This is a genomic window from Pontibacter lucknowensis (assembly GCF_900156415.1).
GTDB classification, from domain to species: domain Bacteria; phylum Bacteroidota; class Bacteroidia; order Cytophagales; family Hymenobacteraceae; genus Pontibacter; species Pontibacter lucknowensis.
In genome coordinates, this window is sequence record NZ_FTNM01000001.1 from 268633 (window position 1) to 282121 (window position 13489).

Annotated in this window: 11 protein-coding genes; all 11 read right to left on the reverse strand. The window is 51.9% G+C overall.

Annotated elements, in window-relative coordinates; all coding sequences use genetic code 11:
* Positions 1–197: 197 nt before the first annotated feature.
* Positions 198–2129 (reverse strand): acetate--CoA ligase, encoded by a 1932-nt coding sequence (gene acs / locus BW972_RS01175; protein ID WP_262502645.1) that lies wholly within the window; start codon positions 2127–2129, stop codon positions 198–200.
* Between the two features lie 159 nt (positions 2130–2288).
* A complete protein-coding gene (locus tag BW972_RS01180; protein ID WP_076420527.1) occupies positions 2289–4214 on the reverse strand; it encodes a propionyl-CoA synthetase in 1926 nt (641 codons plus the stop codon).
* A gap of 22 nt (positions 4215–4236) precedes the next feature.
* The gene (locus BW972_RS01185) at positions 4237–4617 is read right to left on the reverse strand and encodes a response regulator transcription factor (RefSeq protein WP_007653688.1); all 381 of its coding nucleotides are present in this window, start codon (positions 4615–4617) and stop codon (positions 4237–4239) included.
* A gap of 4 nt (positions 4618–4621) precedes the next feature.
* A complete protein-coding gene (locus BW972_RS01190) occupies positions 4622–7348 on the reverse strand; it encodes an ATP-binding protein (protein ID WP_076420529.1) in 2727 nt (908 codons plus the stop codon).
* Positions 7349–7350: 2 nt separating this feature from the next.
* Positions 7351–7557 carry a hypothetical protein gene (locus BW972_RS01195; protein WP_007655156.1) on the reverse strand — a complete coding sequence of 69 codons (207 nt, stop codon included), beginning with the start codon at positions 7555–7557 and terminating at the stop codon, positions 7351–7353.
* 307 nt (positions 7558–7864) lie between these two features.
* A complete protein-coding gene (locus BW972_RS01200) occupies positions 7865–9556 on the reverse strand; it encodes a sodium:solute symporter family protein (protein WP_007655158.1) in 1692 nt (563 codons plus the stop codon).
* A 26-nt stretch (positions 9557–9582) separates the two neighbouring features.
* Positions 9583–9846: a DUF4212 domain-containing protein gene (locus tag BW972_RS01205; protein ID WP_007655160.1), complete on the reverse strand. Its 264-nt coding sequence runs from the start codon at positions 9844–9846 to the stop codon at positions 9583–9585.
* 29 nt (positions 9847–9875) lie between these two features.
* Complete coding sequence (locus tag BW972_RS01210) at positions 9876–11216, reverse strand: hypothetical protein (RefSeq protein ID WP_076420531.1); 1341 nt, start codon at positions 11214–11216, stop codon at positions 9876–9878.
* Positions 11217–11336: 120 nt separating this feature from the next.
* The gene (locus BW972_RS01215; RefSeq protein ID WP_007654454.1) at positions 11337–11756 is read right to left on the reverse strand and encodes an IS1/IS1595 family N-terminal zinc-binding domain-containing protein; all 420 of its coding nucleotides are present in this window, start codon (positions 11754–11756) and stop codon (positions 11337–11339) included.
* 210 nt (positions 11757–11966) lie between these two features.
* A complete protein-coding gene (locus tag BW972_RS01220; RefSeq protein ID WP_007654456.1) occupies positions 11967–12695 on the reverse strand; it encodes an SDR family NAD(P)-dependent oxidoreductase in 729 nt (242 codons plus the stop codon).
* A 60-nt stretch (positions 12696–12755) separates the two neighbouring features.
* On the reverse strand, positions 12756–13184 hold the full coding sequence (locus BW972_RS01225) for a hypothetical protein (RefSeq protein ID WP_076420533.1): 429 nt from the start codon (positions 13182–13184) through the stop codon (positions 12756–12758).
* Positions 13185–13489: the final 305 nt, after the last annotated feature.

Sequence of the window (13489 nt, forward strand, 5' to 3'; positions counted from 1 at the left end):
GATTGCAATTGCCTGAATCAGGATTTTCGCACAGGGTCACCTATATCTGAAAACTTTAACTATGTCAGTTACAAAATGGCCTTATGCAGGACCACCAGTTGCGCTGACGTTAAACTGGCGGTATTTACAAAACGCAAAAGTCCTGCAACAAACGTCGCAGGACTTTACGCATTCAACTAAACTTATCAATCTAAATTCTATAAAGCACCCGCTTTAATCTCATCCACTACATCCGGATCAAGCAAAGTGGAGGTATCGCCCAGGTTAGAGGTGTCACCTTCCGCTACTTTGCGCAGAATACGACGCATGATCTTACCCGAGCGGGTCTTCGGCAGACCGTTTACGATCTGGATCTTGTCAGGCTTGGCGATCTTACCGATCTTCTCCACTACTGTTTCGATAATCTCGGCACGCAGGTAATCCTCACGCTCCGGCACGTCTTTGCAAATCACAAAAGCATAGATTCCCTGCCCTTTCACATCATGTGGATAGCCTACCACTGCCGACTCCACTACGTGCGAGTTGTGGTTGATGGCTTCTTCAATCTCGGCTGTTCCAAAACGGTGACCTGATACGTTGATCACATCGTCCACACGGCCGATGATGCGGTACAGGCCGTCTTTGTCACGCTTGGCACCGTCGCCTGTGAAGTACAGGCCTTTGTAAGTCGAGAAGTAACTCAGGCGGGCACGCTCGTGGTCGCCGTAGGTGGTACGGATAATGCTTGGCCAAGGGAACTTCATACAGAGGTAACCTTCTACTTCATTGTCGGTAATTTCCTTGCCTTCGGCATCTACCAGAATCGGCTGTATACCTGGCAGTGGCAGGGCGGCGTGGCTTGGCTTCATCGGGGTGATGCTAGCAATGGTCGAGATCATGATCCCACCGGTTTCGGTTTGCCACCACGTATCCACCAGCGGACAGCGTTCCTTGCCAACGTGGGTATGGTACCAGTGCCAGGCCTCTTCGTTAATCGGTTCGCCCACCGAGCCCAGCACTTTAAGGGAGTCGAGGCTATAGGATAGTACATCATCAATATCACCACCCATCAGGGAGCGGATGGCAGTTGGGGCAGTGTAGAAAATGTTCACGCCGAACTTGTCGACTACCTGCCAGAAGCGGCCCATGTCCGGGAAAGTTGGCACGCCTTCAAACATCAATGAAGTAGAGCCTGACAAGAGCGGACCGTAGAGCAGATAGGTATGGCCGGTGATCCAGCCGATGTCGGCGGTGCACCAGTAAATGTCGTTTTCCTGTACCTGGAACACATTGCTGAAGCTGTACTGGGCGTAGACCATGTAACCGCCGCAGGTATGGACCACACCTTTTGGTTTGCCCGTTGAGCCAGAGGTATACAGGATAAAGAGCATGTCTTCGGCATCCATTTCTTCGGCAGGGCAGTCTTTGCTTACACCTTGTACCTCGTCGTGGTACCACACGTCGCGGCCATCGACCATGTTCACGGCCCAGCCCAGACGCTCGACTACAATCACTTTCTTCACTGAGTCACAACGCTCGAGCGCCTCGTCTACCACACGCTTCACCGGAATCTGCTTCGCACCACGGTTCAGACCATCGGAGGTGAGCACCATGCTGCACTGCGCGTCGTTGATGCGGTCTGCCATGGCCACGGCCGAGAAACCGGCGAACACGACCGAGTGAATGGCACCGATTCGGGCGCAGGCCAGCACGGCGAAAGCAAGCTCCGGGATCATGGGCATGTAGATGCAGATGCGGTCGCCTTTTTTGGCACCGTTCTTTTTGAGCACATTGGCGAACTGGCATACCTTCTCGTGGAGTTCGCGGTAGGTATAGCGTACAAATCTTTCTTTCGGGTCGTTTGGCTCCCAAATCAGGGCGAGCTTGTTGCCACGGGTTTTAAGGTGACGGTCCAGGCAGTTTTCGGTGATGTTCAGTCTGCCGCCCTTAAACCACTTCACATTCGGCTCCTCAAAGTTCCATTCCAGTGTCGTGTTCCACTTCTTGCGCCATGTAAAGGTGCTCGCTATATCGGACCAGAACCCTTCCGGGTCTTCCACACTTCGCTTATAGGCCTCTTCGTATTCCTGATAAGATTTGATTTGAATATTAGGCATGATATCGGTTTGTTTATGGTGTTTAAGGTTTATTTCGATTGTTAGTGGTGCGCGATTCGCATAGGTCGCGACCTGTTCCTTCGGGTATAAATCGGGAACGATTGTTATCCCCCTACCCCCTTCAAAGGGGGACTTCGCCTGTAGCTGCCAATTGGCAGTTATAAGATATCTCCCCTATTCATAAGAGCAAACTCACTCCAAAAAAGCATTCCCAATCTTCCGCTCCTTCAGGTCATCATGAATCTCGGTGAGTATAGCCGGATCGTCGATAGTAGAAGGTATAGCGTAGTGTACGCCGTCGGCAATGTTGCGCAGGATTTTGCGGAGAATTTTGCCGGAGCGGGTTTTGGGCAGGCGCTTCACGATCAGGGCGTTGCGGAAATAAGCCACGGCCCCTATTTTCTCCCGAATCATCGCAATCAGTTCCTGCTCGATTTGTTCTTCGCTGATGTTCTGTCCGTCCTTGAGCACGACCAGGCCGATGGGGCGCTGTCCACGCAGGTCGTCGGCTATACCTACCACGGCGCATTCGGCTACCGCGGGGTGCGAGGCAACCATCTCTTCCATCTCTCCGGTTGAGAGGCGGTGACCGGACACGTTGATCACATCGTCTATGCGTCCCATGATATAAATATAGCCATCTTCATCCATATAGCCCCCATCGCCGGTCATGTAATAGCCAGGGAAGCGGTCAAGATAGGATTTGTAGAAGCGGTCATTGTCTTCCCACAAGGTGGGCAGGCAACCGGGAGGCAAGGGCAGCTTTACCGCCACATACCCTTCCTGCGCAGGTATAAGCTCCTGCCCTTCCTCACCCAAGATCTCTACTTTGTACCCGCACACCGGCAGTCCCGCTGAGCCCGGCTTGGCTGGTTTCAATCCATAGCCCACCATGTTCGCCACCATCGGCCAGCCTGATTCGGTTTGCCACCAGTGGTCGACCACAGGTATGCGCAGCAAATCCTTAGCCCAGTAGTAAGTAGCAGGGTCGCAGCGCTCGCCAGCCAGGAACAGGTACTTGAGTGAGGGCAGATCATACTTGATTTTCTCTATACCTTCGGGGTCTTCCTTCTTGATGGCGCGAATGGCTGTCGGAGCTGTGAAAAGCACTTTCACGTCGTGTTGCATGATGATGCGCCAAAATGTACCCGCATCCGGCGTGCGTACCGGTTTGCCTTCGAAGAGCACCGTGGTGCAGCCATGGATCAGCGGAGCGTATACCAGGTACGAGTGCCCCACAGCCCATCCCACATCCGAAGCGGCCCAGAACACATCGCCCGGATCAACGCCGTATACGGCTTTCATGCTAAACTTGAGCGCTACAGCATGGCCTCCATTGTCACGCACAATGCCTTTGGGCTTGCCGGTGGTGCCGGAGGTATAGAGGATGTACAGCGGGTCGTGGGCGTCTACCGGCACCGGTTCGACTGGCTGGGCCTTCTGCAGCACATCTACGTAATCGAGGTCGCGGCCCGGCTGCATGTCAGCCACCACATAGGGGCGCTGCAAAATAATGGTATGCTCGGGTTTGTGCTTGCTATCATTCAGAGCTTTGTCGAGCAATGGCTTGTAAGGGATATGCTTGTCGAACTCGATGCCGCAGGAGGCGGAGATAACCACCTTCGGACGGGCGTCGTCGATACGCACCGTGAGCTCGTGCGGGGCAAAGCCGCCGAATACCACCGAGTGGATGGCACCTAACCTTGCGCAGGCCAGCATGGCGACTACTGCCTCCGGTATCACAGGCATGTAGATGACTACTGTATCACCTTTGCCCACACCCAAACCGTGCAGCGCACCTGCAAATCGGGCCACCATGTCGCGGAACTCGCGGTAGCTGTACTTGCGGATGGTGTTGGTTACCGGCGAGTCGTAAATCAGGGCAGTCTGGTCTGCGCGGCCGTTCTCCACATGGTAATCCAGCGCCAGGTAGGCCGTGTTGAGCTTGCCGCCCGCAAACCAGCGGTAGAAGCCATTTTCGTCGGTGGTCAGGATTTGCTTCGGCTCCTCGAACCAGGCAATCTGCCGCGCCTGTTCGCCCCAGAAGCCTTCCGGATCCTGGATGCTTTTTTCGTAGGCCTCGGCATACGAGCGGTAAGTTTGGGTTGCTGTCTCCATATCTCCAATTCTTTTGTTGCGATTAACTCTGCGTCAGCTCCTTGATTTTCTCCATCAGAAAACGTGTCGAAAAGGGCTTCGGAATGTACAGGTCTGCCCCCACGTCATAACCTTTTTTGATGTCGGCGTCCTTGGTCTTGGCGCTCATGAAAATCACTTTGGCTCCGTTCATATTATCCTGCCCGCGAATGTGACGGCATACCTCGTAGCCGTCCACGTCGGGCATCATGATATCAAGCAACACCACATCGGGGCGCTCCTTGTCTACACTCTCCATGGCCTCGGTACCGTTGCGGGCCACAAACACCTGATAGCCGCTCTTGCGCATCAGGAACTCCAGCGGCATCAGTATACTCGGCTCATCATCCACAACCAACACCTTCAATTTTTCTTTGCTACTCATAGTTTTATACGTTTGCGGGCACATTTACTTTCACGGGAAGCACGAACGAAAATTTAGAGCCTTTGCCCACTTCACTCTCCACCCAAATGCGCCCCTGGTGCGATTCAATTATCTTCTTGCTGATAGCCAGTCCTAGTCCGCTACCCTCGGGTTTGCGGATGTTCTGGTTCTGCGCCTGGTAAAACTTGTCGAATATCTGTTTGTGAAACTCGGGGTCAATGCCCTTGCCGTTGTCCACCACATTCACTTTGATGTCGCCGTCGATGTAGTAACCCGACACGATAATGCGGCCGTGCTCCGGGTTGCAGAACTTGATGGCATTGGAAATCAGGTTGACCAGCACCTGTATCAGGCGGTCTTTGTCGCCGTTTATACTCGGCAGATTGTGCTGCACGTCCACCACCAGATCAATGTTTTTCTCCTGTACCAGTTGCTCCAGCGCCTGCACTGATTCGCGCACCACCTCCTCGATGTGCACAGGTCCCAGATTAAGTTTCTGCTTGCCCGACTCAAAGCGCTCCAGGTCAAGCACCTGTGTGATCAGCCTTGTCAACCGCTCCGACTCTTTCACAATGGTCTGCAGGAAATGCTCCTGGTCCTCGCGCTCCATTTCAGGGTTGTCATACAGAATTTCAGACAGGGCCCGAATCGAAGTCAGCGGCGTGCGGAGCTCGTGCGTGACTGTCGACAGGAACTCGTCCTTAAGCTGGTCTAGTTGCTTGAGTCGCTCGTTGGCGCTGCGGAGTTGCTCGGTGGCGCGGCGCAGCTCCATGGACTTGCGCCGGAGTTCGTTGTTGATCGAGATCAGTTGCTGCGACTCTTTCAGGATGTTAAGCACTTCGTCAATGCTGATCTCCTCCTCTTTCACAACCGACGACACCATGATGCGGGCCGAAGAAGAGCCGATGACACCTGACAGTAATTTCTCGGCATAAGTCACGAGTTTCGGGTCCGCCTTACCGCTTTCGTCTTCCGGCTCGGGATATTTGCGCTTGTAAGCTTTCATGGCCACCTCGGCTTTTTTCTCGCCTAGGAAGTTCACCAGCAAGGATTTGATGTCAGGTATGTAGGCTGTGCCTTTCCAGACAATCGAGCTTTCGAACACGGTGGAGTACTTGAAGATATCCACGAACACCTCTGCCTGATTGCGCTCCTGAGACGTTTGCTTGCTTAAAAGCGACACACCTATGTATAAACCCACGTTCAGGAACATGCTCCAGAACATAGCATGGGAGATATAGTCCATGCCCTGAAGGCCGAACAACTCAAAGGGTTTGAGCCAGGCTATACCTAACGGACCATGCTCCAGAATGCTATTTGGCAGCATACCCACCCCCACCATCGATGGCACCACCAAGGTATAGAACCAGAGCACAGAACCGACCACTATACCTGCCAGCGCCCCGTTTTTAGTGCCTTCCTTCCAGAAAATCCCCCCGATAATGGCCGGAGCAAACTGCGCCACTGCCGCAAAAGACACCAGCCCGACTTCCACGAGCGAGTAGTATTCTGCCACCCCCTTGTAGTATAGGTAGGCCAGCAAGAGAATGACCAAAATACCGAGCCTACGACTGAAGAGTAAGATCTTCGTAAGCTGGTTCTGATACTGGTTTTTAACCGCAGGTATAGCTACCAGAAGCGGCATCACCAGGTTGTTGCTCACCATCACACTCAAGGCAATCGTAGCCACAATGACCATACTGGTTGCCGCCGAAAATCCGCCCAGGTATACCATCAAGGCAAGCAGCGATTGTCCTTCACTCAAAGGGATTGCCAGCACAAACATGTCGGCGTCTATACCTGCGTTTCCGAATAACAGGTCGCCGCCAAAAGCAATCGGCAGCACGAAAATGTTAATGGCGAACAGGTATAGCGGGAAAAGCCACATGGCCTTGTTCAGGTGCTGTTCATTTACGTTCTCGACCACAGCCACCTGAAACTGGCGCGGCAAAAACAGGATGGCCAGCATGGAGAGCACCACCATCCAGAACCACTGCGAAAAACCGCTGTCGTTATCGAAGGTCATCAACCGCTCGAAGTCGGGTAGTTGGGTGGCCTGTTGCATGATGTCGCCAAAGCCATTGAACAGGCCGTAGGTCACAAAGACACCTGCCACGATAAAGATCACCAACTTGAAGAGCGACTCAAAGGCAATGGCCGTCACCATCCCTTCGTGGCGCTCGGTGGCCTCCACATGCCGTGTGCCATACACGATGGTGAACAGGCCCAGGCCCAGCGCGATGTAGAAAGACGTGTCGCCGAAGAGCGGACTCCGGCCCACTTCATTCATACCGGTGAGTATATCCAGGCTACTGGCAATAGCCTTGAGCTGGATGGAAATGTAAGGGATAATGCCGAGCACGCAGATAATGGTGACAATGCTGCCCAGCGTGATGTTCTTGCCGTAGCGCGACGAGATGAAATCGGCGATAGTGGTAATGCGCTGCACCTTACAGATGCGGATGATCTTGCGCAGCACCACCCACCAGAGCGGTGCCATCAATGTCGGACCGATATAGATAGCCAGATAGCCTAAGCCGGTCGTGGCGGCTCTGCCTACCGAACCGTAATAGGTCCAGGCGGTGCAGTACACCGCCATGGAAAGCGCATAGATGTAGGGGTTGCCCACGAAACTTCTTCCCGCAGCCGAACGCCTTTCCGCCCACGAAGCCAGCCCGAAGAGCAAAGCCAGGTAGCAAAACGACACACCGATGACAAGCCAGTAGTTCATGGTTATTTCTTCTGTTTACGCGGGTCCTGACGGTTAATGAAAAACGCAATCGCCACAATGCATGCCAGCCAAACCACCGTCAGGTATAGGTATAGCACCGGCACGCCGCTCACCGTCGAATTGAAAATCGAAAGCAACGGAAAATTCAACAGCACCATGAACAGGGCGCTGATGAAAAAGAGTCGTCTGCCTTTGGAGCGGTCACGCATGGGGTTTAGTTAGTGATTGAGTGGTTGAGTGATTTAGTGAGTTAGAAAGTTAGCTTTTGGCATAAGTCAAGTAGCTTCGTCGCTGCTTATGCCCTCGCTCGCGTCCCGCGAGTGTGAGCTATCCAGCGGACTCTGGCCGCAAATTTGTGCCTCCAGGCACAGGTGGCGAGACGCCACCCAATTCCTCACACTCGCGGGACGCGAGCGAGGGCTGGGAAGCCAGCAAACTGCCGAATGGCTGACCGATGGTATTCCCACCGAATCAACCATCCAACAATTTACCAATTCTACAATTAACAATTCAACCTTAATGCCCGGCCACTGCCTCTCCGGCACCACGTGGGATGCGGATGTCTTCGATCAGCTCCTGAATGTGGGCTGGCGGGGCTGGGGTGAAGCGTGACACGATGAATGACACGATGAAGTTCACGATCATACCTACCGTGCCTATACCTTCCGGAGAGATCTCCATGAACCAGTTCTCTGGCAGGTTAGCGGCCGGGTTGATAAATTTGAAGTAGGAGATGTAGCTGATCGTAAACAACAGACCGGAAATCATTCCCCAAATGGCGCCTTGCTTGTTCATGCGTTTTGAGAAGATACCCATGATGATCACCGGGAAGAACGATGCCGCTGCCAGACCGAAGGCGAAGGCCACCACCTCGGCCACGAAGCCTGGCGGGTTGATACCGAAATAGCCTGCGATTACAACCGCAAAAGTTGCCGCGATACGGGCCGCAATCAGCTCTTGCTTTTCGGATATACCTGTCATCACAGATTTCTTAAGTAAGTCGTGGGCGATAGATGTGGAGATTACGAGCAAGAGACCTGCCGCCGTGGAAAGGGCCGCTGCCAGACCACCCGCCGCTACCAGGGCAATCACCCAGTTTGGAAGCTGTGCAATTTCCGGGTTGGCCAGTACCATGATGTCTTTGTCGATCTTGAGTTCGTTCACGGCCGGGTCTTTCACATACTGAATGCGACCATCGCCATTTTTATCGTCCACGCCAATCAGACCTGTTTTCTCCCAGTTGTTTACCCACTGCGGCATGCTCGCAATCGGCTGGTTACTGGTAGTCTGCAGCATGTTATACATACCGAAAGCACCTACAGCAGGAGCAGCAGTATACAGAATGGCAATGAACACCAGTGCATAACCCGCCGACTTACGGGCATCTTTTACTTTAGGAACGGTGAAGAAACGCACAATTACGTGTGGCAGACCGGCGGTGCCTACCATCAGGGCAGCAGTGATGAAGAACACGTCTATCGTTGCTTTGCTGCCGTCGGTATAGGCTGTGAACCCAAGCTCAGGGAGCAAACCGTCGAGTTTATCCAACAGGTAGGTGCCATCGGCCAATGTGCCACCCAAGCCAAGCTGCGGAATCGGGTTGCCGGTCAGCATCATCGAGATAAAGATAGCCGGTACCATGTAGGCAAATATCAGCACGCAGTACTGCGCCACCTGGGTATAGGTGATGCCTTTCATACCGCCAAGCACAGCATAGAAAAGCACGATGATCATACCGATGATCACACCCGTTTCGATCTGCACTTCCAGGAAGCGGGAGAACACGATACCCACGCCGCGCATCTGACCGGCCACGTAGGTAAATGACACGAAAATAGCGCAGACTACCGCCACCAGTCGGGCGGTTTTGGAGTAGTAGCGGTCGCCCACGAAATCAGGCACGGTGAACTTACCGAACTTGCGCAGGTATGGCGCCAGCAAGAGAGCCAGCAACACATAACCGCCCGTCCAGCCCATCAGGTATACCGAGCCGTCGTAGCCCATAAACGAGATCAGACCGGCCATGGAGATGAACGAGGCGGCCGACATCCAGTCAGCGGCCGTTGCCATGCCGTTGGCTAGCGGCGAAACGCCACCACCTGCCACGTAAAATTCTTTTGTAGAGCCGGCACGCGACCAGATGGCGATACCAATATACAGGGCGAACGTGAGGCCCACGATGATGTATGTCCAGGTTAAGATATCCATTGTCTTAGCTATTGTATGGTGGGAGATTAGTCTTCGTGCACGTCAAACTCGCGGTCCAGTCTGTTCATCAGCCATACATAGATGAAGATGATGACCACAAACACATAGATGGAGCCTTGCTGCGCAAACCAGAAACCGAGTTTAAAGCCCCCAAGGCGGAACTGGTTAAGCTCGTCGACCAGCAAAATGCCGAATAGGTATGAAACAGCGAACCAAAGGCCCAATAGCGTCAGCAGTATCCGGACGTTGCGCTGCCAGTACTCCTGCATTCTGTTCTTGTTATTTTCCATGGGTATATAGTTTAGTTTTTTTAAGGTTCTTACAGGTAAATCATGGCCTGCAGCGTGATTTCCGGACGGTACTTCAGGTTATTCGGGTTGGTAAAATCCGGACGGTTGCGGTAGTTGAGCGTAAGTTTGGAGTGATGTCCTTCAAGCAAGAGGTTCGCGCCAAGGTCAAGCACTTTCACAGGCACTTTTTCGCCCCGGCTGTTCTGCACGCCATCCAGACTGCCGTAGCTATAGGCGGCATAGGGCTGTAGACGGGCTTTTTCAGTTATTAAGTCTTTGGGCAGTAAGTAGCCTACCTGACCGTACAGGATGTCGCCTGTGCCGATGGTCGGGAATGCATTACCGCGCAGGCCACCGCCACCCTGTGCTGGGTTCATGATGCCGATGTTGCGCACGTTGTCTCTGCCGAAATCGTAGTTGTAGTACACGCCATAGGCTGTCAGAGCGGTATTTTGTTCGGTATTGAGCGGTAGGTCCAGAAAGGCATCTACGCCAAACAGGTTGATGTTTTCTTTTTCTACAATAAATCCGTTGATGGTATTCTGCTCACGCCACATGCCATCTTTGTTGTGCATGAAGCCGGCACCGATGTTAAACACACGCTTGGTGCCCAAATACGTGCCTACCATGAACGGCAACAGGTTAGACTCCTGGTCCAGGAACTGCCAGTTGAAATAGCCCTGGTATACCTTGTTGTTGTTCTGCGGATTGTAATTGGCTGCCGGCCCGATCGCCTCTGCCGTATTGGTCAGAAAGGGGTCGTTGACGGCCACACGGTAATCCAGTTTGCCGAGTTTACCTTTGGCATACACGCCCAGCATACGGGCGAACTGGTCAGCGGCATCAATGGTGGCCCAGTTGAAGATAGGCGCATCGATGGTCATGAAGTTGAGGGTGCTGGCATTTGACATCCGCGAGATGCCGTTCCAGTAATGCAGACCCGCCCCGATTGAAAGCGCCTTGTCGAACACCTTGTATTCCGTCCAGGCATCGTGAATAAAGATCTGCGGCTTCTTACCATCCAACGCTGGGTTCACGCCGCCGCTGATCGCATTCTGGTTGTTAATACCAAAGTGTAACAACACCAGAAAACGCGGTGAGATCTGGGAGTAGGTAAGGAAGCGGGAACGGCGCAAACCAAAGTCCAGGGTATTATCAACCGGTTCGCCATTGCGAATGGTACCCGAGTTGTGCTCGTTATACCTGACCCATACCTGATGCCAAGTGATGAAGCGGATGTACTTAGATCCGTCTTCGTTAATAGGCAGCTTGATACCAGCGCCATACTCTGTGGAGCCCTGTGCAGACGCACTCCTCCCGACACAGCAAAGCACCAGCCCTGCTGCTACATATAGTAACAGTTTTTTCATTTGGAATACTAAATGTTAAGGTGAAGAGAGGTCAGCTGTTTCCCCGAATTCTTTATCTATTTTAAGGAAGATTTATGAAAAAGGGTAAAGAGGTGTATATATTTGGTAAGTTGATATACATTAGTCTTTAAACCGCTTCCACTTGATCATCATGTACTTGTCACCAAGCTCGGTGATCATCATACCGGCGCCTTTCAGGTTAGCGCTGTTTTTCATGTGCTCCACCAGTTCAGCATGGTTCAGAATCTTGTAGGTGGGATGATATTCTGTTTGCTCCGGGGCCTTGATCTTGTACTTGCGCACCCAGTTCATGATAGAAACGTGGCTTACGCCCAGAATGCGCTCAATCTCACGGTAGCTTATACCTTCAATGTAGAGTTGCAGCGCTTTGGTGACATAGTAGCTGTCTATGCCCTTCCCGAGCTTGTTCACGGTGAAATAATAACCACACTTCTTGCAGCGGTAGCGCTGTCGATCATTGATGATGCCACTTTTTACGACTTCCAAAGCATTACATTTCGGGCAGATCGGGTTTTTCATAACAGCCTCAGGTATAGCTAAAAAATAACTATACCAATTTAGCATAACTATAACAAATTAGCAATAATGCTTTAGAAACTATTTTTATCAGTATCAGCAGGTTATGCGTGTATAAACATCAGTCGGTTTCTATACCTCAGTGTTATTGACGAAAAAGCCCTGCCACATGGGCAGGGCTCTAGCATCGTGTATGTAAACGATGTACCAAAACTACATGTCCCGCACGGACACAATTACTTCATCAAATTTATCGGTATTGTTCAGAAACCAGGCAATTTTGCTTCCCACTTCTTCTGGGGAGGCCAGTTCACCTTGTTCCTTGTAATCTCTAAACCGCTGCACATTGCTAAACTTAGCAGCATCGCTCTCCCGGATGTGTTCCTGCATAGCGGTGTCCACCACACCCGGCGACAGGGCGTATACCCGCACGTCTGAAGCCCGCACATGCTGCTCCTGCTGTATCGTCTGCGACAGCATGTCAATGGCAGCCTTAGAGGCGCAATAACTCGCCCAACCATCTATCGGATATTTGCCTGCTCCGGAGCTGATATTCACGATCACTTTCGGAATCTGTAGCGACTGGTATACCTGCAGGAAGGTATTCATCAGCATGGCCGGCACGATCACGTTCACATCGAACACAAACTCGAAACGCTCGTTCGGCATTCCTTCCCCCACATAACCTATGTCACCCAGCACGCCCGCATTGTTGATCAATACAAGCCGTTCGGCATCTTTAAATGGTACAAACACCTTATGCAGGTTATGCTCCACGGCAGGTATATCCGAGAAGTCGAGCGGCTGGTGGCGGTAGTTCTTGTGCTGGATGGTGCTATTGCGGCAAACGCCAATCACAAAATTGTTCTCGTCCTGCAGCAGTTCCTCGGCGATGGCCTTGCCTATACCTTTGCTCGTTCCGGTGATGATGTAGTAGTTCATGGGAGTTTAGGGGTTAACAGTGACTCTTCAGATTACGGATAGGGCTTGGGTGGGGATACTTTAATTCGGGTACTGCTCCCGATGCATCTCCCTATAAAGGCTCTCTATTGTATTTTGGCCGATTCTCTCGGATAACAGGCTATCCATTTTGAGGTTGTAGCAACTGAAGTAAGGGTATCCCAAATCACCTGTATAGATAGTTTCGATCCCATATTCCTCCTCTATTTGCCTGTAAAATGTATAAGGAAATCTATTTTGATCCATTTCGAGACCGCTTGGGAAATACATTTTGACAGCACCTTTTGCGTAGTCTGCTTCTGCCTTCGCGGCGGCCGACTCACAGCTATCCATAATTTTATAGAATAGTCTTAATTCCTTTAGATGTTTCGAAGTGGACATATCTAACAGGAGAAAGTAGGACAAAACAGTACCCAAAACCAAAAAAAGTGTCAGGACAGCTGCAAGCTGAGCAAATTGGGTTCTTTTCATACATCAATCGCTTTACTGAATATAGCGAACTCGCTTTAAACAAAAAAGCTGGCGCCTCTGCTTTTACAGAAACGCCAGCTTTCGCGAGTGCTAAAGCAATCTTAATATAAGAGGCATAGAAAATCTTGTTGTGCCTGCCACCTCCAAAAGCCTGTGCATGAATCGGAAAGGTCGCGACCCGATACCATCAACTTAAGCCGTATTTGTCATTTCGACCGAAGGGAGAAATCTGAAATATTGCTCAGGCTCTGATAGAATCCAGATCTCTCCTTTCGTCGAGATGACAGGTTGGAGGAGATATTCAA

What these genes read in the sequence shown, in the direction of transcription:
- BW972_RS01205 (WP_007655160.1), bottom strand. Translation starts at nt 9,846, where the DNA reads ATGGAAAATAACAAGAACAGAATGCAGGAGTACTGGCAGCGCAACGTC.
- BW972_RS01200 (WP_007655158.1), bottom strand. Translation starts at nt 9,556, where the DNA reads ATGGATATCTTAACCTGGACATACATCATCGTGGGCCTCACGTTCGCC.
- BW972_RS01215 (WP_007654454.1), bottom strand. Translation starts at nt 11,756, where the DNA reads ATGAAAAACCCGATCTGCCCGAAATGTAATGCTTTGGAAGTCGTAAAA.
- BW972_RS01185 (WP_007653688.1), bottom strand. Translation starts at nt 4,617, where the DNA reads ATGAGTAGCAAAGAAAAATTGAAGGTGTTGGTTGTGGATGATGAGCCG.
- BW972_RS01180 (WP_076420527.1), bottom strand. Translation starts at nt 4,214, where the DNA reads ATGGAGACAGCAACCCAAACTTACCGCTCGTATGCCGAGGCCTACGAA.
- BW972_RS01225 (WP_076420533.1), bottom strand. Translation starts at nt 13,184, where the DNA reads ATGAAAAGAACCCAATTTGCTCAGCTTGCAGCTGTCCTGACACTTTTT.
- BW972_RS01220 (WP_007654456.1), bottom strand. Translation starts at nt 12,695, where the DNA reads ATGAACTACTACATCATCACCGGAACGAGCAAAGGTATAGGCAAGGCC.
- BW972_RS01190 (WP_076420529.1), bottom strand. Translation starts at nt 7,348, where the DNA reads ATGAACTACTGGCTTGTCATCGGTGTGTCGTTTTGCTACCTGGCTTTG.
- BW972_RS01210 (WP_076420531.1), bottom strand. Translation starts at nt 11,216, where the DNA reads ATGAAAAAACTGTTACTATATGTAGCAGCAGGGCTGGTGCTTTGCTGT.
- BW972_RS01195 (WP_007655156.1), bottom strand. Translation starts at nt 7,557, where the DNA reads ATGCGTGACCGCTCCAAAGGCAGACGACTCTTTTTCATCAGCGCCCTG.